General features: G+C 67.4%; 17 protein-coding genes. 13 read left to right on the top strand and 4 right to left on the bottom strand.

The annotated features are described in order from the left end of the window. The first annotated feature begins 45 nt into the window (after positions 1-45). A complete protein-coding gene (locus BUB09_RS09420; protein WP_072896971.1) occupies positions 46-954 on the top strand; it encodes an oxidoreductase in 909 nt (302 codons plus the stop codon). Here BUB09_RS09420 and rssA read toward each other — a convergent pair. From rssA to BUB09_RS09405, 4 genes are all read right to left on the bottom strand, one after another. Continuing rightward, positions 942-1946, bottom strand: a complete 1005-nt coding sequence (rssA, locus tag BUB09_RS09415) for a patatin-like phospholipase RssA (protein ID WP_072896969.1) — start codon at positions 1944-1946, stop codon at positions 942-944. The genes BUB09_RS09420 and rssA overlap by 13 nt on opposite strands. Positions 1947-2090: 144 nt before the next feature. After that, positions 2091-3035 carry a lysylphosphatidylglycerol synthase transmembrane domain-containing protein gene (locus BUB09_RS09410; protein ID WP_072896968.1) on the bottom strand — a complete coding sequence of 315 codons (945 nt, stop codon included), beginning with the start codon at positions 3033-3035 and terminating at the stop codon, positions 2091-2093. A 275-nt stretch (positions 3036-3310) separates the two neighbouring features. Further along, on the bottom strand, positions 3311-3457 hold the full coding sequence (locus BUB09_RS17210) for a hypothetical protein (RefSeq protein ID WP_175550160.1): 147 nt from the start codon (positions 3455-3457) through the stop codon (positions 3311-3313). 49 nt (positions 3458-3506) lie between these two features. Beyond that, on the bottom strand, positions 3507-4856 hold the full coding sequence (locus BUB09_RS09405; RefSeq protein WP_072896966.1) for a PQQ-dependent sugar dehydrogenase: 1350 nt from the start codon (positions 4854-4856) through the stop codon (positions 3507-3509). Positions 4857-5089: 233 nt separating this feature from the next. Here BUB09_RS09405 and BUB09_RS09400 point away from each other — a divergent pair, with 233 nt between their 5' ends. The 12 genes from BUB09_RS09400 (at position 5090) to BUB09_RS09345 (ending at position 23493) form a co-directional block, all read left to right on the top strand. Further along, complete coding sequence (locus BUB09_RS09400) at positions 5090-7135, top strand: amidase (protein ID WP_072897448.1); 2046 nt, start codon at positions 5090-5092, stop codon at positions 7133-7135. Between the two features lie 18 nt (positions 7136-7153). Further along, positions 7154-9121 carry a protease modulator HflK gene (hflK, locus tag BUB09_RS09395; RefSeq protein ID WP_084083311.1) on the top strand — a complete coding sequence of 656 codons (1968 nt, stop codon included), beginning with the start codon at positions 7154-7156 and terminating at the stop codon, positions 9119-9121. Continuing rightward, positions 9118-10104, top strand: coding sequence for a protease modulator HflC (gene hflC / locus BUB09_RS09390; protein WP_072896965.1), 987 nt, complete (start codon positions 9118-9120; stop codon positions 10102-10104). The genes hflK (BUB09_RS09395) and hflC overlap by 4 nt, the downstream gene beginning before the upstream one ends. Then, a complete protein-coding gene (hflK, locus tag BUB09_RS09385) occupies positions 10101-11183 on the top strand; it encodes a protease modulator HflK (protein ID WP_072896963.1) in 1083 nt (360 codons plus the stop codon). Before hflC ends, hflK (BUB09_RS09385) begins: the two co-directional genes overlap by 4 nt. Next, positions 11180-13108, top strand: a complete 1929-nt coding sequence (locus tag BUB09_RS09380; RefSeq protein WP_072896962.1) for a heavy metal translocating P-type ATPase — start codon at positions 11180-11182, stop codon at positions 13106-13108. Before hflK (BUB09_RS09385) ends, BUB09_RS09380 begins: the two co-directional genes overlap by 4 nt. A 68-nt stretch (positions 13109-13176) precedes the next feature. Beyond that, positions 13177-15477 (top strand): amidase family protein, encoded by a 2301-nt coding sequence (locus BUB09_RS09375; protein WP_245793219.1) that lies wholly within the window; start codon positions 13177-13179, stop codon positions 15475-15477. A 164-nt stretch (positions 15478-15641) separates the two neighbouring features. After that, positions 15642-16727, top strand: a complete 1086-nt coding sequence (locus BUB09_RS09370) for an acetamidase/formamidase family protein (protein WP_072896960.1) — start codon at positions 15642-15644, stop codon at positions 16725-16727. Positions 16728-16747: 20 nt separating this feature from the next. After that, on the top strand, positions 16748-18352 hold the full coding sequence (locus BUB09_RS09365; RefSeq protein ID WP_072897442.1) for an amidase family protein: 1605 nt from the start codon (positions 16748-16750) through the stop codon (positions 18350-18352). 98 nt (positions 18353-18450) lie between these two features. Beyond that, the gene (locus tag BUB09_RS09360; RefSeq protein ID WP_072896958.1) at positions 18451-20190 is read left to right on the top strand and encodes a hypothetical protein; all 1740 of its coding nucleotides are present in this window, start codon (positions 18451-18453) and stop codon (positions 20188-20190) included. Then, positions 20187-21227 carry a type II asparaginase gene (locus BUB09_RS09355; protein WP_072896957.1) on the top strand — a complete coding sequence of 347 codons (1041 nt, stop codon included), beginning with the start codon at positions 20187-20189 and terminating at the stop codon, positions 21225-21227. The genes BUB09_RS09360 and BUB09_RS09355 overlap by 4 nt, the downstream gene beginning before the upstream one ends. A gap of 12 nt (positions 21228-21239) precedes the next feature. Continuing rightward, entirely contained in the window at positions 21240-22364 is a 1125-nt protein-coding gene (locus BUB09_RS09350; RefSeq protein ID WP_072896955.1) for an asparaginase, read from the top strand. Further along, positions 22354-23493: an acetamidase/formamidase family protein gene (locus BUB09_RS09345; protein WP_072896954.1), complete on the top strand. Its 1140-nt coding sequence runs from the start codon at positions 22354-22356 to the stop codon at positions 23491-23493. Before BUB09_RS09350 ends, BUB09_RS09345 begins: the two co-directional genes overlap by 11 nt. Positions 23494-23568 lie beyond the last annotated feature (75 nt).

Here is a 23568-nt window from a genome sequence, read left to right as displayed (position 1 = left end):
GCGACGACTAGTCTCGCCACTCGATCCAACCCGGTGGTGAGGAAGATGGCAGCGACCTGGACCCTGGCGGACCTGCCGTCTCAGCACGGCCGTATTGCCGTCGTCACCGGCGCCAATCGCGGCCTCGGGTTTCAGATCAGCGAGGCGCTGGCCGCCAGCGGCGCGACGGTCGTTATGGCCTGTCGCGATGCGCAGCGGGCGCGCGACGCGGCCGCTGCGATCACCGCGCGGCATCCGCAAGCGCAGCTTGATGTGTCGATTCCGATCGACCTGGACTCGCTGGATTCGGTGCGACGCGCCGGGGCGGCGATCGCCGCGCGCTATCCGCGCATCGATCTGCTGATCCACAACGGCGCTGCGATCCTGGTGCCGCTGGCGACGACGCAGGACGGGCTGGAACGGCATATCGGCATCAACCACTACGCGCCGTTTCTGTTGACCGGCCTGCTGCTGCCGTCGCTGCAAGCGGCGCCCGCCGCGCGCGTGATCGGCATGGCCAGCCTCGCGCACAAGCTGACGCCCGGCTTGAACCTCGACGATCCGCTGTTCCAGCGTCGCGCCTACAAGCCGATGGAAGCCTACGGGTCGAGCAAGCTGGCGGCGCTGCTGTTCACCAACGAGTTGAACCGCAGGTTGCAACGCGCCGGCTCACCGGTGATCGCCGCCACGGCACATCCGGGCTACAGCAATACCAATCCGGACACTGGCGGCTTTTGGCTGCGATTGGCGACGCGGCTGTTTGCGCAGCCGGCCGGCGACGGCGCGCTGCCGGCGCTGTACGCGGCCACGGCGCCCAGCGTGCGCGGCGGCGACTACATCGGACCCGGCGGCTACAAGGAACTGCGTGGCGCGCCCAAGCCGGCGCAGATGCGGCCCGAAGCGCGTGACGCGGCCTTGGCGGCGCGGCTGTGGGCCGAGTCCGAGCGGATCACCGGCTGCCGCTACTTGGACTGAGCAGCGGCGGGTGCGACGCCGTCGGGCGCCGCACCGGTGTTGGCTGGAGGCCGCACGGCCGGCGAACTGATGCCGGCCCAGGCGCGAATCGCATCGGCATTGGCCTCGACCAGGCGGCGCCCTTCGCGGATCGCTTCGCGCGCGCGGTGAAAGTCCATCAGCGCAAAGTCTTCGAGCATCGGCACCAGCGTCACTTCGGGCGGATCACCGGCCATGCGGCTGCGCGTGATCCGGTCCTGCATGATGTTGACGCTGCTGGCGACGACATCGAAGAAGCTTGGGCTGTCGCTGGTGCTGCTGGTGAAGTACTCGCCAGCGCGCTGCCAGAAACTGCGCTCGACCTTGGGCACCGGCTCGGCGATGTCGGATTCGACCTGCGCCGCGCGCGACACATGCGCGCCGACCAGCTGCGCATTCAGATTGACCGCGATCACGATGTCGGCGCCGAGTGCGCGCGCCGCCGACACTGGCACCGGGTTGACCAAGCCGCCGTCGAGCATCCAGCGATCCTCGAACTTCACCGGCGAGAAGATGCCCGGTATCGCGCAGGATGCGCGCGCGGCCGGCAGGATCGGCCCCTTGGTGATCCAGATTTCGCGGCCGGACTTCATGTCGGTGGCGACACTGCAATAGCGCCGGTCCAGCGATTCAATCAGCGGGTTCTTGTGCACCTCCTCGAAGAACCCGAACAGCTTCTGGCCCTTGACCATGCCGCCCGACAGCGTGAAGTCGAGCAGGTTGAACACGTCGCGCGAGCTGAGCTTCTGCACCCATTCGCTGAACTCGGCCAGCTGCCCCGACACGTAGACCGCGCCGACCAGCGCGCCAATCGACGTGCCGGCGACCACTTGCGGCTGCACGCCGATCTCTTCCAGGCCCTCGATCACGCCCAGATGCGCCCAGCCGCGCGCCGACCCGCTGCCGAGCGCCAGGCCGATCACCGGCGGCTTGTGGGCGGGAGCGGCAGCGGCAGTCGGGGTTTCGGTGGCCATGGGCATCCTTGGGTCATGAAAGGGGGCAAGACGACGCGCCCCGTGGCCCTAGCAAGGAGCGGGGCCGGAGCGGCTTGATCAGTGTGCCGGCAGTCTGTTGAGCCGTGGTGAATCGATCGTGAACGCCGGCCGTAGCCGTGCCGACTACGACGTGGCGGCCAGCCCGTGACGACGCGCGCGCATCTCCAGCGCCAGATGCAGCAACAGCGCCGCCACCAGCGGGATGATGTAGTACACCGCGCGAAACGCCAGCAGCGCCGCCATCAGCCGGCCGTGGCCGACGCTGCCGCCGAGCAGCGCGATGAACGTACCTTCGAGCACGCCGATGCCGGCCGGCAGCCGCACGATCAAGCCGCCCAGGCCGCTGGCCATGAACGCGACCATCGCGGCTGCGAACGGCACCGACGACGGCAACAGCAGGAACACCGACGCCGATGCGGCCAGCCAGGTTACGCTGGACAAGGCCAGTTGCAGGCCCGCAAACGGCAGCGACGGGCATTGAAGATCGACGCCGCGCCAGCGGCGACGACGGCCGTGAAACGCGGCGCAAAACACCAGATACGCCGCGACCACACCCAGCGCCAGCACGCCGGCGCCCTGCAAGGCAGCGCGCCCCAGATGCCAGGACGCCTGCAGCGGCGGCGGCGCGATCAGCAGCACCAACCCGGCCAGCAGGATGAAGCCAGCCCAGTTGGTCAACACCGACAAGCCGATGATCTGCGTGGTCTGCGCGGTCGGCAGTCCGTAGCGCGAATAGAGCCGGTAGCGAAACCCCAAGCCGCCGAGCAAGGCGCCGACATTCAAGTTGACCGCATAGCTGACGAACGCGATCGCCAGCACCGTCGGCGTTGGAATGTCGTGGCGCACGTAGTGACGCGACAGCAGGTCGTAGGCGCTGCACGCCCAGTACGCCAGCAAGGCCAACGCCAGCGACGAGGCGATCGTGCCGAAGCGGTAGGCACGCAAGGCCTCGCCGATTTCCTGCCAGTCCAGTTCGCGGCCGCGATCGATGACGATCCAGATCACCGCCAGCAGAAACACCACCGACAGCAGCCATTTGCCGCGCTGCCGCCATTGCGCCTTGTCCATGGGAGAGGCGGATCCGTCCGCCAGCGTCAGGTCAGCCCGCAGTGTTTTGTCGGCGCACTGAATCAGGCGTGAAGGCCTGAGCATGCGCAGCGCGCAGGTGGCGCGCGCCGATCAGCGCCATGCGGCTTGCCGATACAAAAAGCCGCTTCGAAAGCAGCGGCTTTTTGTTGAATCGGCCCGATCGCTGCACGTTGGTTGCACTCGAACGCGCAGTCGGTCAGGCCAGCCTTCGCCACGTCGTCGTCGGCCGTCCATTGCCGACGACGATCGAGCGCCTAGTCGCGGTCCGGCAGCCGGATCGAGAAGCTGCGCTGATCCTTGGAGTGACGCCAGTCGTTGACGGCGTAGCCGGCGATGAAGCCGACCAGCAGGGCGGCGATCAGGGCCCAGGGCACGCTGGGTTGGGATGAGTTCGACGACATGATCTTCCTTTGATGTGTACGCGGTCGAGGGGGTGAATCGCTCGAAAGCTTAACGTATTCCCGCCACCGCTCTAGCGGCGGTCACGCGCCAAACCGTATTGCCGACATCATCGGCCACCAGCAAGGCACCACTGGCATCGAGCGCGACACCAACCGGCCGGCCGTAGGCTTCACCGTCGGCGCTGACAAAGCCGGTCAGCACTTCGACCGGCTTGCCGACCGGCATACCGCCGGCAAACGGAACGAAGATCACCTTGTAGCCGCTGCGCGGCTTGCGGTTCCACGAGCCATGCTGGCCGACGAACATGCCGTTGGCGTACACCGACGGCAGCGCGTTACCTCGTGCAGCGGCCAAACCCAGCGAGGCCGTGTGCGGGCCCAGCGCGTAGTCGGGCACCAGTGCGCGCGCAATGCGGTCGCCCTGCGGCGGTTGCACGCGCTCGTCGATGTTCTGGCCGTAGTAGCTGTACGGCCAGCCGTAGAAGCCGCCGTCTTTGACCGACGTCATGTAGTCGGGCACCAGATCGCTGCCGATCTCGTCGCGCTCGTTGACCGAGGTCCACAGCGCGCCGCTGTCCGGTTCCCAGGCCATGCCAACCGGGTTGCGCAATCCGCTGGCGTAGATCCGATGCGCGCCGCTGGCAATGTCCACTTCCCAGATCGCGGCGCGCCCGCGTTCGGCTTCGAGGCCGTTTTCGGCGACGTTGCTGTTGGAGCCAACCGCGACATACAGCTTGCGGCCATCGGCGCTGGCGATCAGGTTCTTGGTCCAGTGGTAGTTGCGCGTGCCGGCCGGCAGATCGACCAGCTTGCGCGGCGCGGCGCTGATCTGCGTGGCGCCCGGCACGTACGGAAACGCGACCACAGCATCGGTGTTAGCGACGAACAATTCGTTGCCGACCAGCGCCATGCCCAGCGGTGAATTCAGGCCTTGCAGATAGACGCTGCGCTGGTCGGCGACACCGTCGCCGTCGGTGTCGCGCAGCAGCGTGATCCGATTGGCACTGGGCACGCCGGCACCGGCACGCTTCATCACCAGCTTGGCCACCTTGCCCTTGATGCCGGCGTCGTCGTCGGGCCTGGACGGTGAGTTGGTTTCGGCCACCAGCACGCCGCCATCGGGCAGCCGGTACAACCAGCGTGGATGGTCCAAGCCATCGGCAAAGGCCGCGACGCTCAAACCCGGACCGGGCTGCGGCTTGGCGCCGGCTGGCCAGCCGATCGCCTTGGCGATGTGCACGGTCGGCAGCAGTGAAGCCTGCGGCGGCGGCAACTGCGGGCTCGGGCCGATGCCGGCATCTTCGGTCAGTCGCGCGGCGCCACCGCAGCCGAGCAACAACAGCGTCAAGCCGCTGCTCGCGATCAGCGCCGGCAGCCGGCGATGCAAGGTCTGGATCATCGTGGGTCTCCGCATCGAATCAAAAGGGTTCGCATTCTGCGCACAGCGCCGCTGAACGCCGCTGGCGCCGCAGCGACGGCGTTGGGTAGGGGCCAGGGCGCCGCCCGCCGTCTTCAAGTCAGGTGCCATACGAGCACATGGCCCGCCGAGGATGCCTCAACCGCCTGCGGCTGACGCCACTCGACTGCAAGCACCGCTGTTCCCTGCCCCGCACGCGTCTCTGGATGACCCGCATGAGCCCACGCATCACGACCCTAAGACCGCTGAGCCTGAGCGCAGCGCTGAGCCTGGCACTCGGCTTGTCGTCGCTCGCCGCCAGCGCGCCGGCGCAGGCCGCGTTCCACTTGGAAGAAGCCACGATCCCGCAGGTGCAGCAGGCGATCCTGAACAAGCAGATCACGTCGACGCGGCTGGTGGAGCTGTATCTGAAGCGCATCAAGGCCTACAACGGCACTTGCGTCAGCCAGCCCAAGGGCATCCTCGGGCCGATCACGACGATCGCCGATGCCGGCCAGATCAATGCGCTGGTGACGCTGAATCTGCGGCCCAAGGCGCTCAAGCAATGGGGCTTCGACGAGCGCAAGGCGCGCAGCCTGACCGACGCAGTCGACGCCAATCCAAACATGCCCGACGCGCTCGAAGTGGCGGCCGCGCAAGACGCCGCGTTCGCGCGCACCGGCAAGCTGGTCGGGCCGCTGCACGGCGTGGTGATGGCAATCAAGGACCAGTACGACACCTTCGACATGCGCACCACCAGCGGCGCCGACGTGGCCTATGCCAACGATCGTCCGCCCGAGGATTCCACGCATGTCGAGCGCCTGCGCGCTGCCGGCGCGATCATCATCGCCAAGTCCAATCTGGGCGAGTACGCGTCGGGCATTCCGCGCAGCTCCTACGGCGGCACGTTCTGCAATCCGTACGATACCGAGCGCAGCCCGCGCGGCAGCAGTTCCGGCTCTGGCAGCGCGGTCGGCGCCAATCTGGTGATGTGCGCGATCGCCGAAGAATCCGGCTCGTCGATCCGCGGCCCGGCCAGCGCCGCCAGCGCGGTCGGCATCGCCGGCACCGAAGAACTGGTCAGCCGCAAGGGCATGGTGCAGATCGGCATCAACACCCGCGTCGGGCCGATCTGCCGCACGGTCGCCGATGCGGCGCGCGTGCTCGACGTGATCGCCGGCTACGACCCCAAGGACGAACTGACCGCGTTCAGCATCGGCCGCATGCCGCGCGAGCCCTATCTGCATTACGCCACGCCGCAACGTCTCGACGGCATCCGCATCGGCGTGCTGCGCGAGTACATGAACAAGCGACTGTTCACGAAAGCCGACGAACAGACCATCGATATCGTCGACCAGGGCATCGGCAAGCTCAAAGGTCTGGGCGCGACGATCGTCGACCCAGGCGTCGAAGGCGATCTGCTCGGCGCCTGCATCCGCCGCTACGCGCCGCAAGACAGCAACAAGCTGTTCACCAAGCGCTTCGCCGACCGCTTCCCGGTCGACGAGCACGGCAAGCCGACGTCCGACCACACGGCCAAGCTGATCGACATGGCGATGGACCCGTCGCAAGTGCCGCAGGAGCTGACGCTGCGCGAATTCGGCAGCGCCACCGGCGATGGTCAGAGCAAGTACTTCATCGACTTGTACCTGCGCCAGCGCGGCGACGCGAAGATCAAAACCAACGCCGACTTGATCACTCACGCGCGCTTCCACGAAGACCCGACGTTCCCTGATCGGCGTAAAGGCCGCGAAAACGTCGAGAAAGCGACCGAACTGAACATGGGCGAACGCTTGCTGCTGCGCTTCTCGGTGCAGCAGGTGATCCTGCAATGCATGGCCGAGCAGCGACTCGATGCGCTGGTCTATCCGACCAGCAATCTGCCGCCGACCAAACTCGGCGCGCCGGGCGGACCGCCGGTCAATGGACGCAGCAGCGGTGGCGTGTGGACGTTCATGGGCGCGCAGGGCTTTCCGGTGATCACGGTGCCGGCCGGCTTCACGACCGAAACCTGGGATTTGATCCGCGACCCTAGCGCGCCGAAGACGCCCGAGTCCGCCTGGGGCCGTAGCGGTGGGGGTGGCGGCGGGGAAAGCCGGCTGCCCGGCGACGACCACACGCGGCTCATCGGCCCGGTCAAAGCGGTGCTGCCGGTCGGTATCGACTTTGCGGCACGGCCGTTCGACGAGCCGTTGCTGATCAAGATCGCCGCCGCGTTCGAAGCGGTGAACCAGGGGCGCAAGCCGCCCAGCGCGTTCGGTCCGCTGAAGGACGAGCCCTAGGCTGCGCCGTCGCTGCCGATGAGCACGCTTGCGCGCATCGATCTGGACGACACGCCGCCGCTTGCGACGCTGTCGGAGCAACGCCGCTTCCAGAACGCCGGCCGTCAGCACCAGCGGCTGCGCTGGCAAGCGATGTCGATCGCCGTCGCCGCGACGCTGGCGCTGTTAGCCAGCACGCGCAGCGACACGCTGCTGCGGACCTGGCTGGCCGCGCAAGGCACTGCGCTGCTGATCGTCGCGCTGGGCTTGCATGCTGCATCCACGGTCGCGGCATGGCGCCACGCCGCGCTCTATCCAGCGCCGCCGACGCCGACAAGCGACACGGCGGCCGACGCGGCAACTGGCCGATCTTGGCGCGCGCGGCTGCGCGCTGCATGGCGAGCGCTTATAGAAAACGCGCAGCGCTGCGCGCGCAGCAACGCGATGCGCTCCGGCCTGCAGATCGGCGCGCTGCTGCTGGCGGCATGCGTGCTGCTGCCCACACTGCAGGGCAGCCTCGACGGGCGCTTGGCGGCACCGATACTGGGGCGGTACGCAATGGCCGGTGCCGGACTGTGCGTGCTGCTGGCCTTCGTGCTGCTGGTACTCGAACGCGCGACCGCGCAGCAAACATTCGACGAATCGCCGGAAGCATCCGCGTTGGCGCCGATGCTGCGGTTGGCGCTGCTGAGCTTGCTGCCCGGAGCGGGCTTGCTGCTGGCTTGGCGCAGCGCACCGGCCGCCGGCTCGGCCTACGCCGCTGCCGCGTTGTGCGTATTGCCGGCCGTGGTCACGGCCGAATTGCTGCTGCGGCGACTGCTATCGCTGCTGGTCCACCACCGTGGCAGCGTCGAGCCGGCGCTGGCGATCGACTCCGCGATTGCGCGGCTGCTGCAATGGCCACCGCGTCCGCTGCGCCAGATCGGCGACGAACTGCGTACGCGACTGGGCATCGATCTGCGGCACAACTGGGCCTTCGGCTATATGCGCCGCGCGCTGCTGCCGGTGGCCGGTGTCGTGCTGCTGGCGGGCTGGCTGCTGAGCAGTGTCTACGAAGTGCCGATCGACGGCCGCGCGATCCACGAACGCTTCGGCCAGCCGGTCGCCGTACTTGGCCCCGGCCTGCATCTGACGCTGCCGTGGCCGCTGTCACGACGACGCCCCGTCGAGAACGGCAGCGTCCATGCGCTGGCGACGATCGTCGGCAGCAACGACGATGACGAGCTCGACACCAGTGCCGCCGAAGACCCGGCGCCAGCCGCAGCGAACCGGCTGTGGGACGCCGCCCACATCAGTGAGAAATCGCAGGTGATCGCCAGCCTCGCCGGCGAGCGTCAGAGCTTTCAAGTCGTGAACATGGACGTGCGCCTGATCTACCGGATCGGCCTCGACGATGCGTCGGCGCTGGCCGCCACCTACAACAGCGACGACCTGCCCGCGCTGATCCGCAGCACGGCCGGCCGCGTGCTGGTCGAACACTTTGCGTCACTGACGCTGGACCATGTGCTGGATACGCGGCGCGAAGCGCTGGCGCGTGACCTGGGTGCGCGCATCCAGGCCGAACTCGACGCCGTCGACAGCGGCGTCGAACTGCTGGCGACCTTGGTCGAACAGATCCATCCACCGGCGGGTGCTGCCAATGCGTATCACGGCGTGCAAGCGGCGCTGATCAAGTCGCAAGCGGCGATCGCGCGCGAGCGCGGCCGTGCCGCCGAAGAGAGCAACGAAGCGCAACTGCAAGCGGCGATGCGGGTCGACCGCGCCAGCGCCGGCGCACGCGAAGCCCTGGCCACCGCGCAAGCGACGCAGACGCGCTTTGCGGCCGAACAACAAGCGGCGCGCAGCGCCGGACCGGCGTTCGTGCTCGAACAGTATCTGAGCCAGCTGTCGCAGGGCTTGAAAGGCGCCTCGCTGCTGCTGATCGATCACCGGATCGGCGGTGCCGGCACCGCGGCGCCGACGATCGACTTGCGCGCTTACAACGCCCCGACGGCAACCACCCCATGACCGACTCCACGACCGACCCGAGCGGCGTGCCCGCATCCGGCGTCGCAGACGACATCGCCGCCACGCCGACACCGTTGCCGCGTCGACGCCTGATGGTGGCGAGCTTGCTGCTGGCCTTCGCTGCGGCCACCGCCAGCCTGGTGCAAGTGCGATCCGGCGAAGCCACGGTGATCACCCGCTTCGGCAACCCGGCACGCGTGCTGCTGCAGCCGGGGCTGGCGTGGCGGATACCCGCGCCGTTTGAAAGCGCGGTACCGGTCGACCTGAGGCTGCGCACGACATCGAGCGGCTTGCAGGACGCCGGCACGCGAGACGGTTTGCGGATCATCGTGCAGGCCTATGTCGCGTGGAAGGTGGCATCCGATGCCGATGCGATCCAGCGCTTCATGCGCGCCGTACAGAACCAGCCGGACGAGGCCGCCCGGCAAATCCGCAGCTTCGTCGGCAGCGCGCTGGAAACCACGGCCAGCGGCTTCGACTTGTCGCAGCTGGTCAACACCGATGCCACGCAAGTGCAGATCGACCGCTTCGAGTCGCGTCTGGCCGCCAGCATCGAGCCGACGCTGCTGAAGACCTACGGCCTGCAAGTGGTCCAGGTCGGCATCGAGCGGCTGACGCTGCCGAGCGTGACGCTGGCCGCGACCGTCGACCGCATGCGCGCTGAGCGCGACACGATCGCCACCGAGCGCACTGCGGTCGGCAAGCGTCAGGCGGCCGAGATCCGCAGCGCCGCCGAGCGCGATGCACGCGTGATCCAGGCCGATGCCCAGATCAAGGCGGCCGATATCGAAGCGCAGTCGCGCGTCGAGGCCGCCGCAATCTACGGCCGCGCCTACGCCGGTTCGCCCGAGCTGTACAAACTGCTGCGCTCGCTCGACACACTCGGCACGCTGGTCACGCCCGGCACACGCTTGGTGCTGCGCACCGACGCTGCGCCATTCCGCGTGCTGATCGACGGCCCTGCCGCCGCTGCAGGCAAATGAACGCCGCCGCGACGGCCACCGACATCCGTCACAGTCCCGCCGCGCACTGGATCGAGGCGGGGCGGCTCGCGCTGCTGGCGCTATACGCAGTGACCTTGCTCGCCGGCTTGCGCTGGGCGACATCGAACCTTAGGCAGATCGACGCGCAGCACACGGCTGTCGTCACGCGACTCGGCGCGATCGATCGCGTCCGCAGCGCCGGACTGCTGTGGGCGCTGCCAGCGCCGCTGGAAACGGTCACGCTACTGCCGTCGAGCGAGAGCGTGATCGAGCAGCCGATCAGCGGCCTGCAGCGGTCGGCAGCGGCACACGCCGCCGAGATGTCGCCCGAGGACGACGACGATGCGGCGCCGCTGGACGATGCACTGGCGGGCTCGGGTTATCTGCTGACCGGCGATGCCGGCATCGTGCAGATGTCGATCAGTGCGTATTACCAGGTCAGCGATGCGCGCCGCTATGCCTTGCAGCAGTCGCATGTCGCGGCCGCGCTGGACCGCATCGTCACGCACACCGCGCTGCAGACCTGCGCGGCGCGTGATCTGGACACGATTCTGGTCGCCCGGCCCGAGCTGGTTGCCGATGAGCGCAATCGCGTCGCAGCCGGCGAGCGCGAGCGGCTGCGCAGCGAACTGGTCGATCGCATCAATGCGCGGCTCGATGCCTTGCAACGGCAAGGCGCGGGCCTGGGCATCCGCGTGGTCCGCATCGATCTGCAATCGGCGCTGCCGCCGGCCGCCGTCGGCGCGTTCAATGCCGTGCTGACGGCCAGCCAGCAAGCCGAGCGCAACATCGCCGACGCGCGCAACGACGCCGCCTGGACGCTGCAGCAGGCGACACAGGCAGCGGACCGGCTGCTGCAAGCCGCTCAGGCCAGCGCATCCGAACGGCTGGCACAAGCGCGCAGCGACACGGCAGCGGTGCAGCAGCTGTCACAAGCGCAGCGCGACGGCGTCGATCCGGGGCTGCTGCAGCGCGTCTATCGCGAACGTATCGCCAAGGTACTGGCGCAGGCGGGCTCGGTGACGATGCTGAACCCGCGCGACGATGCGCACCTGCTGCTACCCGGGGCCGCACCATGAGCAGCGGCCGCGGCGACACGATGCTGACGCCGGCCGAGCAAGGCCGCGCTGCACGCCAGCTGACGCTGGCGATGAGCGCGCTGGGCTTGTTCGGTCTGGGCTTGGCTTGGGGCAGCGTCGCGCCACAACAAGCCGGCGTCGCGCAGTTGCTGCTCGGCGCTGCTGCCTTGCTGGTCGGTGCGCCGGTGCTGAAAGCAGCGTGGCGCAGCCTGCGTAGCGCCGAGCTGCGCGGCATCAGCAACCAGCTGACCGCGCTGGCGATGATCGCCGCCTGGGCCACCGGCGATCTGGTCACCGCGGTGCTGCTGCCGATCGTGATGATCTTCGGCCACGTCCTCGAAGAGCGCAGCGTGATCGGATCCCACGACGCCATCGCGGCCTTGAGCCGGCTGACACAAAGCCGTGCACGGCGCATCGAAGCCGACGGCACCGTCGTCGACATCGACAACCGGCTGCTGAAAGCCGGCGATCGGGTCGAGATTCGCGCCGGCGATCGCGTGCCGGCCGACGGCCGCGTTATCGACGGCCGCGCCAGTCTCGACACGGCGCCGATCACCGGCGAGTCGGTGCCGGTGGACGCCAGCGCCGGCAGCGACATCTACGGTGGCGCGATCAACCTCGACGGCTGGCTGCGGGTCGAAGTGACGCGCACCGGCCGCGAGTCGACATTGGGCAAAGTGATCGCGCTGATGCAGCAAGCCGAGCGATCCAAGCCGCCGATCACGCGGCTGCTGGAACGCCACGCCCAGGCCTACCTGGTGCTGGTGCTGCTGATCGCGGCCGTCACCTACTTCAGCACGCAGAACGCCAACGCGATGCTCGCCGTGCTGGTCGCCGCCTGCCCCAGCGCGCTGGCCTTGTCGGCGCCGGCCACGGCGATCGCCGGCATCGCCGCCGCTGCGCGCCACGGCATCCTGATTCGCGGCTCGGCGTTTCTGGAACAGCTGGCCGACACCGGCTCGCTGATCATCGACAAGACCGGCACGCTGACGCTGGGACGGCTGCGCTTGCAGCAATCGCAGTGCGTGGCCGCGACGATCACGCATGAGGACCTGCATCGCTGGGCTGCGAGCCTGGGCAGCGTCAGCAGTCATCCGGTCAGCCGCGCGCTGGCCATGCTGTGCCCGCCGGAACAGCGCATGGCGCTGACGTCGGTCCACGAGTCACCTGGCCTTGGCGTCGTCGCACAAAGCGCCGACGGGACCGAAGCCCTACTGGGCCGACCCGAGCTGTTCGCGCGCCACGGCATCGACACCGGCGCGGTGCCCGCGCACGACGGGCCGATCGCCGGTGTCGCACTCGGCGGCCGCTTTCTCGGCTGGCTACTGATGGCCGACACGCTGCGACCCGAAGCGGCGCTCGCGATGGCCGATCTGCGCTCGCTGGGCTTGCTGCGGCAACAGGTACTGACCGGCGATCGTCGCAGCGTCGCCGAGCGCATCGCCGCGCAGCTCGGCATTCACGACGTGCAAGCCGAAGCGCTACCCGAGCACAAGCTCGACTGCGTGACACGCCAGATCGCACAAGGCTTGCGGCCGATGGTCGTCGGCGATGGCATCAATGATTCGCTGGCGCTGAAGGCTGGCGTCGTCGGTGTCGCGATGGGTGCCGGCGGCGCCGACATCGCGCTGGCCTCGGCCGATGTCGTGCTGATCGGCAGTGACTTGCGACGACTCGGCACCTGCGTACGGCTCAGCCGTCAATGCCGTCGCAGCTTGCTGGCCAATGTCGCACTCGGTTTGTTGTGGACGCTGGGCATCGTCGCCGCCGCTGCATTCGGCCTACTCGGCAGCGCGGGCGCGATCGTCGCCGCCTTGCTACAACACCTGAGCAGCCTGCTGGTGCTGATCAATGCCGGACGCTTGCTACGCTTTCATGAGCCGCTGCCGCGCCTGCGCGAAGCGCCACTGATCGACCCGGCGTAGGGGGCGCCGCCGCCGCGTCGTCAGAACCGATACCGCTGCCCGCTGAGGCAGCTCTAAGGGAGATGTTCATGCACGCGCGCAAGCTGGTCCAAACCGCTGTACTCACCTTGACTGCGATGTGGGCCGGGGCCACACCGGCGGCCGGCACGCCCGGCAAGTTCCACCTCGAAGAAACCTCGATCGAACAATTGCACGCGGCGCTGCGCGCCGGTGAGACGACGTGTACCCAAGTCGTCCAGGCCTATGTCGCGCGCGCCAAGGCCTACAACGGCTTTTGCACGCAACCGGTCACCGCCGACGGCAAGCCGATCGCGCAGGCCTATGGTCCACAGCGCGGCGGCAGCGTCGTCAAGTTCCCGACGCAGACCAAGGCGATCAACAAGCTGGTGCCGGACTTCGACCGCTACAAAGGCAAGGCGCTCGACTACGGTCACATGCAGCCGACGCTGTCCGATCCTAGCGTGCAGCAGCAGTTCGGCATCGTCGCCGGCATCCCGAATGCGGGCGGCATCAACGGCCTGGACACGCTGAACATTCGTGGCGAACGCTCGGTGACCTGCAAAGGCAAGTTCGACGCGCATCCGTCGACCGGCCCGTTGCCGGCCGATGCGCCGGCGCCCTGCGAAGCCTTCCGCAAGCTACCTGACGCGCTCGAACGCGCGGCCGAACTCGACAAGCTGTTCGGCAAGAACATCGACACCGCGTCGATGCCGCTGTACTGCGTACCGATGTCGTTCAAGGCGGTCTATGACGCCAAGGACATGCGCTCCACCGGTGGTGCCGACGCCAAGTACGCGATGGACGCCGCGCCGGAAGATTCCACGCTGGTCGCGCGGATGCGCAAAGCCGGCGCGATCATCTACGCGCACGCGCTCAACAGCGAATACAACGGCGGCAGCGGCGATCCAGGCGGCGACGCCAAGCCCAAGCTGGCGTCGATCGGCACCGGCGGCGCACGCGAAACCTGGGGCGGCACCACCTGCAACCCCTACGACACCGAGCGTGAAACCGGCGGCTCCAGCGGCGGCTCCGGCACGTCGGTGGCAGCCAATCTGGTGATGTGCTCGATCTGCGAAACCACGGGCGGCTCTTGCCGCAACCCGGGCACGCACAACGGTGTCGTCAACATCGTGCCGACCAAGGGCATCATCAGCTACGGCGGCGGCATCGGCGCCAATCCGTACCAGGATCGCCCCGGCATCAACTGCAAGTCGGTGGCCGATGCGGCCGTCGTGCTTGATGCTTTCCGCGATCCGAAGACCGGGTTCTTCGACGCACGCGACCCGTACACCGCGTTGCCGCGCGTGATCGCGTCCAAGACGCCGTACACAGCGGCGCTGACGCCGGCAGGCAAGAGCAAGCCGCTGGCCGGCATGCGTATCGGCGTGGTTCGCGAGCTGATGGTCAAGCACGCACCGAGCGACGGCCCGATCATCGACGGCATCAACCGCGAGCTCAAAGTGCTGCAAGCGCTCGGCGCCGAGCTGGTTGAAACGGTCGATCCGCAGTACCCGGACGATCCGTCGATTCCGAACGTCACGTTCGGCTTCCAAGACGCGATGGCCGAAGTGCTGCCGTTCCACATGCCCGAGATTCTGTCGTGGAAGAAGGCCGACGGCACGCCGGAGTTCGGCGTGCCTGGCTACGACGTGACCAGCCGCGCGTATCTGGTTGCGGCCTCGGCGCATAAGGCACCGTGGCCGGCCAACTTGAACCTGCGCCGCATCATGGGCAACCCGCCCGACACCGACGACACGATCAGCGGCTACACGTTCGCATTCCAGATGGAGCAGTACCTGGCGCTGCGCGGCGACGCGACGATCAAGGACTGGAAGACGCTGAACCAGAACGCCCAGTACTTCACGGCCGCCAAAACCGCCGCGATGACCAACTGGGGCAACAAGGAAATGGACAGCCGCACCTACGACACCACGTACACGATGAAGCGCCGCGATTCGATGCGGATGGTGATGATGAAGGTGCTGGAGCAGAACAAGATCGACGTGTTCGTCAACCCGCCGCTGTCGACGCTGCCGGCCAAGATCGGTGGCGCTGCCGAGCCGAATCGCGAACTGCGCGCCGGCTTTGGCTATGGCGCACGCCTCGGCATTCCGGAAGCCCATGTGCCGGCCGGCTTCGCCGATACCATCTACGAGCCCAGCTTCGTGCTCAGCAAGGACGGCATGCAGTATGAAACCGTCGCTGGCACCAAGCCGACCGTGCTGAAGAGCCCGCTGCCGTACAACATCGCGTTCTGGGCCGGCCCTGGCGAAGAAGCGACGTTGCTGAAGGTGGCCTCGGCCTACGAAGCCGCGACGCATCACCGCAAGCCGCCGCCGGCATTCCCACCGGTTGCCGGCGAGCCGTAGTAGCGCCGCGCTGGTCACGCGCAATAGCGGTAAGGCCCGGCCCTGCGACCTCGTCGCAGCGCCGGGCCTTTTTTTGTTGCAGCACCACGACGGATGCGCATCGGCAGGTGGGGTTTGATCAACGCAAGCCGTCCAAGCAACAGACCGCTTCCATTGGACCTGCCATGCTTGCCAAGACTGCTTTCGCTGCTGCGTTGCTGATGATCACCACGGCCGCTGCAGCGGCGACACCACCGTATCAGCATCACGTGAAGCTGACGCCCGAGAATGTCGCCGTCGGCAACTTCCCTGCGCAGAAGAAGCCGATCCTGACGGTCGCATCCGGCGCCACGGTACGCATCGACGGCGGTGGCGGGGGACGCTGGCAGGACAAGGACCCGCTGGTCTGGGCACGCGAGGAAGGCATCACGCTGACGCCGGACCAGGCCAGCGCGCTGAGGGAAACCGACAAGGTGCTGAAGGAGGCCACGCGCTACGCCGGCATCGACAGCGGGCACTTGCTGGTGGGTCCGATCGCGGTCGCGGGTGCGATGCCCGGCGATGCGATCGAAGTGCGGATTCTGTCGGTGGAGCCGCGCATCCCGTATGCCACCGTGTCCACGCGACCCGGTCGCGGCGGTATTCCGGACGACGTGCCTGAGCCCTACTCGCATACGGTCAAACTCGATCTGGCGCGCCGCGTCGGCATCTACGAGCCCGGTATCGAAATCCCGCTGGGCCCGTTCATGGGCGTCATGGGCGTATTGCCGCCCGACAGCGAAGGCAGCAATCGCCGCAGCGGCCCGCCGGGCACGTTCGGCGGCAATCTGGACTGCAAGGATCTGATCGCTGGCACTTCGCTGTTCCTGCCGGTGTTTCATCCCGGTGGTCTGTTCTACACCGGCGACTCGCATGCCGGCCAAGGCGATGGCGAAGTCACCGTCAGCGCCATGGAAACGGCGAACACGGCGATCCTGCAGTTCATCGTCCACAAGGGCATGAAGCTGGCAGCGCCGCGCGCCGAGTCGCCCACACACTGGATGGCCTTCGGACTCGACCCGGATCTGGACAAGGCGATGCAGATGGCGATCCGTCAGACCAACAGCTACCTGTTCGACTTGAAAGGCCTGGAGTTCAAGCGCGCGTTCACGCTGTCGAGCATCGGCGTCGACTTTCGCGTGACCCAAGTCGTCGACGGTACGCAAGGGATTCACTCGATGATCCCGAAGAAGATCTTCGTCAACGACAAAACGCCGTTCTGGTCCAAGTGAGCGCCATGGAATCGATCCCGATGAAAGCCAAGCCCGCGATCCGCAGTGTGCTGGTCACCGTGTTCGCACTCAGCTACGCGGTCAGCGTGCGCGCGGCCGAAGTACCGCTGACCTCGGCGACGATCGCCGACTTCAACAAGGCCTTCGCTGCCGGCACGCTGAGCGCCGAACAGCTGACGCAGCTGTACTTGAAGCGGATCGAGGCCTATGACGAGGCCGGCCCCAAGCTCAATGCGATCATCACGCTGAACCCGAACGCGCTGGCCGAAGCGCGGCAGCTCGACGTCGAACGCAAGGCGCGCGGTGCACGCTCGCCGCTGCACGGCATTCCGGTCGTGCTGAAAGACAACTTCGACACGCGCGACCTGCCGACCACCGGTGGCTCGTTCATGCTCAAGGGCTCGATCCCGCCCGACGATGCCTACACGGTGCGCCGCTTGCGCGAAGCCGGCGCGATCATCCTGGCCAAGGTCAATCTGTCGGAGTTCGCATCGGGCAGCGCGATGAGTTCGCTCGGTGGCCAGAGCCTGAACCCGCACGACACCACGCGCACGCCATCGGGCTCGTCCGGCGGCACCGGCGTTGCGATCGCGGCCGACTTTGCGCCACTGGGCATGGGCACCGACACCGGCGGCTCGATCCGGGGGCCCTCGACGTCCAACGGCATCGTCGGGCTCAAGCCAACGCACGGGTTGCTGTCGCGCGACGGCATCATTCCGCTGGCGCTGAGCTTCGACACCGGTGGGCCGATGGCGCGCAGCGTCTACGACGTCGCCGTCGCGCTCGGCACGATGACCGGCGTGGACCCGGCCGACGCCGCCACGCAAAAGAGCAAGGGACAGTTTCAGACTGACTACACGCGCCATCTCGATGCCGGCGCGCTCAAAGGCGCACGGATCGGCGTCGCGCGTGACTTCCTCGGCCAGGACAGCGAAGTCGACTGGGTCGTCGAAGCCTCGCTGGCTGCGATGAAGGCGGCCGGTGCAACGATCGTCGACGTGCGTTATCCGAAGTGGCTGCTCGACACCAAGGGCGAGTTCTACAACGCCGTGCGCCGCCCCGAGTTCCGCGAGCAGATCACGACCTATCTGCAGACACTCAAGCCTGGCTATCCGCGTACGCACGCCGAATTGATCGCGCTGTCGGACACGCTGACCTCGCCTCGCGACGGCTTCGTACCCAATCAGGGACGCTGGAACCTGTTCAAGCAGGAAGCCGCCAGCGGCGCAATCGACGGCGCTGAATATCAGGCCGTCATCGAACACGGTCTGCCGATGATCCGCCGCGTCGTCAACGGCATCATCGACGGCAACCGTCTCGATGCGATCGTCTACCCGACCTCGCCGAAGCGTCCCGCCAAGATCGAAGCCGAAGCACCGGCCGGCGCAACGGCCACCGCCGGCAACGGCTCGGCGACCAACCTCGCCAACCTGACCGGCTTTCCAGACTTGATCGTGCCCGCCGGCTTCACCAGCGGCGGCTTGCCGGTGGGCCTGTCGTTCTTCGGCCCGGCCTTCAGCGAGCCGCGCCTGCTGGCACTCGGCTATGCATTTGAGCAGCGCACGCGCGCACTGCGGCTGCCGGTGACGACGCCGCCGCTGCCGGGCGAGACGATCCGCTACTGATGCTGCATCGGCGAGCGCGATCGGCTCGCGCACGCCGGTAGGGTCCGGCATCGCCAAGCCGTCAAATGCGATGACGTCCTTGCACGCGGAGCTTGGCGATGGTCGACGGAAATACGGGCAGCAGCATCGGCGACGGCCGCATCGTCGCCCGCTTGCCGTCGATACCGCGCCAGAACTGGGTGCTCGATCCGCTGCAGGACAGCCTGTTCATCATTGCCGCCCCCCTTGTCATCCTGAGCATGGCGATTGCGGCTTTTTTATTGCTCGGTGCCGCGGTCGCGACGACGCTGATTTTGACCACGCACATCGTGATGACGGTCGCGCACCACTTGCCGACGTTCATCCGCCTCTACGGTGACGTGGCGCTGTTCGCACGTCACCGCTGGACGTTCCTGATCGCGCCGCTGCTGCCGTTGACGATCGCGCTGCTGGTCGGCGGCTGGCTGATCGCGCACGACCTGCCGGTCGAAAACCTGCTGTACCTGTTCCTGCTCGCCGTGATCTGGGACCCGTACCACTTCCTGATGCAGCACTACGGCTTCATGCGCGTCTACGACCGGATCAACACGGCGCCACGTGCGCTGGCCGCGCGTATGGATCTGCTGCTGTGCGCCACCGGCTTTGTCGCGATCATGCTGGCCAGCGGCGACTGGCTGACCGGCCTGCTGACCGACTTGTACCGCAGCACCGGCTGGCCGCTGCTGCAATGGGTAACGTCGGCGGGCCTGGCCGTCGTGCAGTGGATCGGCACGCGGGTCGCACTGGGCATGCTCGCCGCCTACGCGGTGTATCTGCTGTGGTGCCACCGCCAAGGGCACGCGATCAGCTGGGTCAAGCTGGCGCTGTATGCGAGCACGTTCGGCGTGATGGCACTGGCCTACACGCCGAACGACTGGATCGCGTCGATGGCGCCGGGCTGGAGCTTCAAGGCGGGCTTCGCGGCCGTCGGCATCGTCCACATGACCCAGTATCTGGCGATCGTCTGGCGCTACAACCGCGGCTTGGCGGGCCATGCCGATCGCGTCCGCAGCGGCGTGTTCGCGCGCTGGCACCAGCGCGGCGGCTGGCTGGTCGGCGCCGGCTATGTTGCCTTGTGCCTGGCGTACGGCGAGCTGCTGACGACGCAATGGGACAGCCGCTGGCTGATGGTCGTGTTGATCGCGGTCGGCCTGACGTCGACGCTGATGCACTACTACTTCGACGGCTTCATCTGGAAGCTGCGCCAAGGCGCCAACCAGCAGCATCTGGCGCTGCCGGGCGCCACCGCCGACACCGCGTCCCGCGAAGCCCTCGCCCGCAAGCCGCTGCCGGTGCTCGCGCGCCAGCTGCTGTACTTCGGCCTGCCGTTGGCGCTGCTGACCGGCGGCGCGCTGTCGGTCTGGAGTGGAGCGCAGACCGGCTACCAGGCGTATCTGCTGCAAGCCCAGCAGCGCTCACAAGCCGGCGATTCCGAAGCCGCAGGCCAGCTGGCACGCGCGGCCTACGCGGCGATGAACCGCGAACTGCCGATCGCGAAGCGTCTCGCCGATCTGGCACCCAGCGCCGCGCATGACGCCGAACTGGCGCTGCTGATCTACAACCAATCGCGCTTCGAGCACGTCGTGATGCCGCACCTCGACGGTGCCGACGCCGCTTCGATCGCCGCACTGGCAAACGCGCATCGCGAGCGCATCGGCCAGGCCGCAGCGCTGATGCGCCGCGCGCTGTCGCGCGGTGAAGCACTGGCCACGACCGACGGCCGCGCGATGCGCACCCAAGACGCGCAGCGCGTGCTCGACAGCTGGTACGCCGAACTCGACCGAACCGACCCACGACCCGAACCCAAGCCACGACCATGATCCGATCCCTGTTGCTGAGCCTGACGTTGTTGTGCGCGGCGCCATTGGCGTCCGCTCAGAACGCACCCGCTGTCGCCTTGCCCAAGGTCAAGCTGTTCACGACCGGCGGCACGATCCAGAGCAAGGGCGCACATCGCCAGAAGCTGATGGAGTACTCCGACGGCAAGGTCGGCCCCGCCGAGCTGATCGCCGACCTGCCCGAACTCAAGGATATTGCCGACGTCAGCTACACCGAGATCTCCAACGTCGGCTCGCCGAGCGTCAACACCGAGATCCAGCTGCGGCTGGCCAAAGAGATCAACGCCTGGCTCGCACTACCCGACTCCGCTGGCGCCGTGGTCACGCATGGCACGGCGACGCTGGAAGAAACCGCGTTCTTCCTGAACCTGGTCGTCAAGTCCGACAAGCCGGTGGTCGTCGTCGGTGCGATGCGGCCATTTACCGCGGTCAGCCGCGACGGGCCGTTCAATCTGTACAACGCGGTGCGCACCGCCGCCTCGCCGACGTCACGCGGCATGGGCGTGCTGATCGTGCTCAACGACGAGATCAACGCGGCTCGCGACACGACCAAGAGCAACACCTACCGGATGGAAACCTTCGTCGCCCGCGACCTTGGGCCGCTCGGCTATACCGACTCCGACCAGATCGTCTACTACCGCAAGCCGACCTACCGGCACACGACACGCTCCGAGTTCGACGTCTCCACGCTGACGACGCTGCCGCGCGTCGACGTCACCTACGACTACCAGGAGCAGGACGGCACCGCGATCGACGCTTTCGTCGCCGCTGGCGCCAAGGGCCTGGTGCTGACCGGCAGCAATGCCGACGCCGTGAAGCGAGCGCAAGCCAAGGGCGTGCTGATCGTCAACAGCGACCGCAAGGGTGCGGGCCGCGTCGTCGAAAGCGCCAAGGGTGCCAGCCAAAACCGGATCAGCGCCGACAACCTGCCGCCGCAGAAGGCGCGAATCCTGTTGCGGCTGGCGCTGACGCGCACGCAAGACCCGAAAGAAATCCAGCGCATGTTCAACGAATACTGATCGCGAGCCGCCATGACCTCTGTCGCCTATCACCGCTGCATCGCGGCTGCCTGCTGGCTGCTGCTGGCCCCTGTCGCCCACGCGCAGGAAATCCCCACTTATGCGCCGCCGCCCCCGATACCGGCCGACACCCAGGCACTGCCGACGATCGTGCTGATGTCGATGGGCGGCACGATCGCCAGCCGCGGCACGCCGCGTCTGAACATCACCAATTACGGCGGCAAGGGCGTGCCGCGCGTCGACCCGCAGGACTGGGTCCACGATCTGCCCGAGCTGGCCGGCATCGCCAACGTGATCATCGAAGACCAGCGCGCGCCGCAAGACCGCACCAGCAGCGAAACGCACGAAGACTTCGCTCGCGTCGCCAAGCGGCTGAACCAGCTCGCTGCCGATCCGCGCATCGCCGGCATCGTCGTCACGCACGGCACCAATACGATGGCGGAGACGGCCTACTACATGAACCTGACCGTCAACACCGACAAGCCGATCGTCTTCGTCGGCTCGCAGCGTCCATGGACCGGCTTGTCGGGCGACGGCCCGCGCAATCTGTATGACGCGGTGCGCGTCGCCGCCTCGCCCGAGGCACGCGGCAAGGGCGTGCTGCACGCGATGAACCAGTTCATCAACACCGCGCGCGACGTCGACAAGACCAGCGCGTATCGCGTCAACACGTTCAAAGGCGTCGATGTCGGCGCGATCGGTTTTGCCGATCCCGATCGCGTGCGCTTCTACCGCGAGCCGGTGCGTCGCCACACCACGCAGTCGGAGTTCGCCGGCAAGGATTACAGCAGCCTGCCGCCGGTCGAAGTCGCCTACGCATATCGCGATGCGCCCGGCTATCTGATCGATGCGATGGTCGCCCACGGCGCCAAGGGCATCGTCGTCGAAGGCACCGGCGCTGGCAGCGCCACCAGCAGTCAGACCGAGGCGATCAAGCGCGCCCAAGCCAGCGGTGTGGTCGTCGTGATGACGGCGCGCACCGACGGCGGCCGCGTGCAGGACACGCCGCGTCGCCGCGAAGCCTTGATCGTGCCCGGAGACAACCTCAAGCCCGAGAAAGCGCGAATCCTGCTGCAACTGGCACTGACCCAGTCCAGCGATCTGGCCAACGTCACGAGAATCTTCAATGAATATTGATCCCCGCTGCGCCGTGCTGCATCGCCGCCCGCTGACGCTGCTTGCACTGTGCCTGCTGGCACTGGCCGGCACCGGACGCGCGATCGCCGCCGACGTGCCCTACCAGTACCACGTGAAGCTGACGCCAGAGAACTCGGTCGTCGGCAACTTTCCGAAAGAGAAGAAACCGATCCTCACGGTGCGCTCCGGCGCCACGGTGCGGATCGACGGCGGCGGCGGCAATCGCTGGGGCGAGCAGGACGCGTTCGAGTGGATCAAGGCCAACGGCATCACGCTCGACGCCGCGCAAACCCAGGCGGTCAAGGAGATCGACCGCGTCGTCAAGGAAACCCCGCGCCAGGCCGACATCAAGAGCGGCCATCTGCTGGTCGGGCCGATCGCGATCGAAGGTGCGATGCCCGGCGACATGCTCGAAGTGCGCATCGTCCAAGTCACACCGCGGATACCTTACGGCACCGTCGGCGGCCGTAACGGCCGCGGCGGCATACCCGATGAAGTGCCCGAGCCGTTCAACTTCGTCGTCGGGCTCGACATGGCGCGCGGCATCGGCCGCTTCGCACCGGGCATCGAGGTGCCACTGGCGCCGTTCATGGGCGTGATGGGCGTGCAGCCGGCCGATAGCGAAGGCCCGAACCGGCGCAGCGGCCCGCCCGGCGCCTTCGGCGGCAATCTGGACTGCAAGGACTTGATCGCCGGCACCTCGCTGTATCTGCCGGTGTTCCAGCCGGGCGCGCTGTTCTACACCGGCGATTCGCACGCAGCCCAGGGCGATGGCGAAGTCACCGTCAACGCGATCGAAACGGCCAACACGGCCGTGCTGCAGTTCGTGCTGCACAAGAACATGCCGATCAAGGCGCCGCGCGGCGAAACGCCAACGCATTACATGACGTTTGGTCTCGATCCGAATCTGGACAAAGCGATGCAGATGGCGATCCGCGAAACCAACGGCTTTCTCGCCGAAGCCAAGAAGCTGCCGTTTGAACGCGCGTTTGCGCTGTCGAGCATCGCGATCGACTTTCGCGTCACGCAAGTCGTCGACGACACCAAGGGCATCCACGCGATGATTCCGAAGTATCTGTTCGTCAACGACAAGCCACCGTTCTGGAGCAAGGTCTCGGCCGGACGCTGACAAGCCAACAACGCAAGGCACCACGAAACGCAAGCCCGCGACTCCGGTCGCGGGTTTTTTTGTGCGCGCGCATGG

This window comes from Hydrocarboniphaga daqingensis (assembly GCF_900129825.1).
GTDB classification, from domain to species: Bacteria; Pseudomonadota; Gammaproteobacteria; order Nevskiales; family Nevskiaceae; genus Hydrocarboniphaga; species Hydrocarboniphaga daqingensis.
This window is presented reverse-complemented; position numbering and strand designations above follow the sequence as displayed.

Coding starts and splice junctions, on each gene's coding strand:
- rssA (WP_072896969.1), bottom strand. CDS start 1,946: ATGGCCACCGAAACCCCGACTGCCGCTGCCGCTCCCGCCCACAAGCCG.
- hflK (WP_084083311.1), top strand. CDS start 7,154: ATGAGCACGCTTGCGCGCATCGATCTGGACGACACGCCGCCGCTTGCG.
- hflC (WP_072896965.1), top strand. CDS start 9,118: ATGACCGACTCCACGACCGACCCGAGCGGCGTGCCCGCATCCGGCGTC.
- BUB09_RS09355 (WP_072896957.1), top strand. CDS start 20,187: ATGATCCGATCCCTGTTGCTGAGCCTGACGTTGTTGTGCGCGGCGCCA.
- BUB09_RS17210 (WP_175550160.1), bottom strand. CDS start 3,457: ATGTCGTCGAACTCATCCCAACCCAGCGTGCCCTGGGCCCTGATCGCC.
- BUB09_RS09405 (WP_072896966.1), bottom strand. CDS start 4,856: ATGATCCAGACCTTGCATCGCCGGCTGCCGGCGCTGATCGCGAGCAGC.
- BUB09_RS09400 (WP_072897448.1), top strand. CDS start 5,090: ATGAGCCCACGCATCACGACCCTAAGACCGCTGAGCCTGAGCGCAGCG.
- BUB09_RS09420 (WP_072896971.1), top strand. CDS start 46: ATGGCAGCGACCTGGACCCTGGCGGACCTGCCGTCTCAGCACGGCCGT.
- BUB09_RS09380 (WP_072896962.1), top strand. CDS start 11,180: ATGAGCAGCGGCCGCGGCGACACGATGCTGACGCCGGCCGAGCAAGGC.
- BUB09_RS09360 (WP_072896958.1), top strand. CDS start 18,451: ATGGTCGACGGAAATACGGGCAGCAGCATCGGCGACGGCCGCATCGTC.
- BUB09_RS09365 (WP_072897442.1), top strand. CDS start 16,748: ATGAAAGCCAAGCCCGCGATCCGCAGTGTGCTGGTCACCGTGTTCGCA.
- BUB09_RS09350 (WP_072896955.1), top strand. CDS start 21,240: ATGACCTCTGTCGCCTATCACCGCTGCATCGCGGCTGCCTGCTGGCTG.
- BUB09_RS09375 (WP_245793219.1), top strand. CDS start 13,177: ATGCACGCGCGCAAGCTGGTCCAAACCGCTGTACTCACCTTGACTGCG.
- hflK (WP_072896963.1), top strand. CDS start 10,101: ATGAACGCCGCCGCGACGGCCACCGACATCCGTCACAGTCCCGCCGCG.
- BUB09_RS09410 (WP_072896968.1), bottom strand. CDS start 3,035: ATGGACAAGGCGCAATGGCGGCAGCGCGGCAAATGGCTGCTGTCGGTG.
- BUB09_RS09370 (WP_072896960.1), top strand. CDS start 15,642: ATGCTTGCCAAGACTGCTTTCGCTGCTGCGTTGCTGATGATCACCACG.
- BUB09_RS09345 (WP_072896954.1), top strand. CDS start 22,354: ATGAATATTGATCCCCGCTGCGCCGTGCTGCATCGCCGCCCGCTGACG.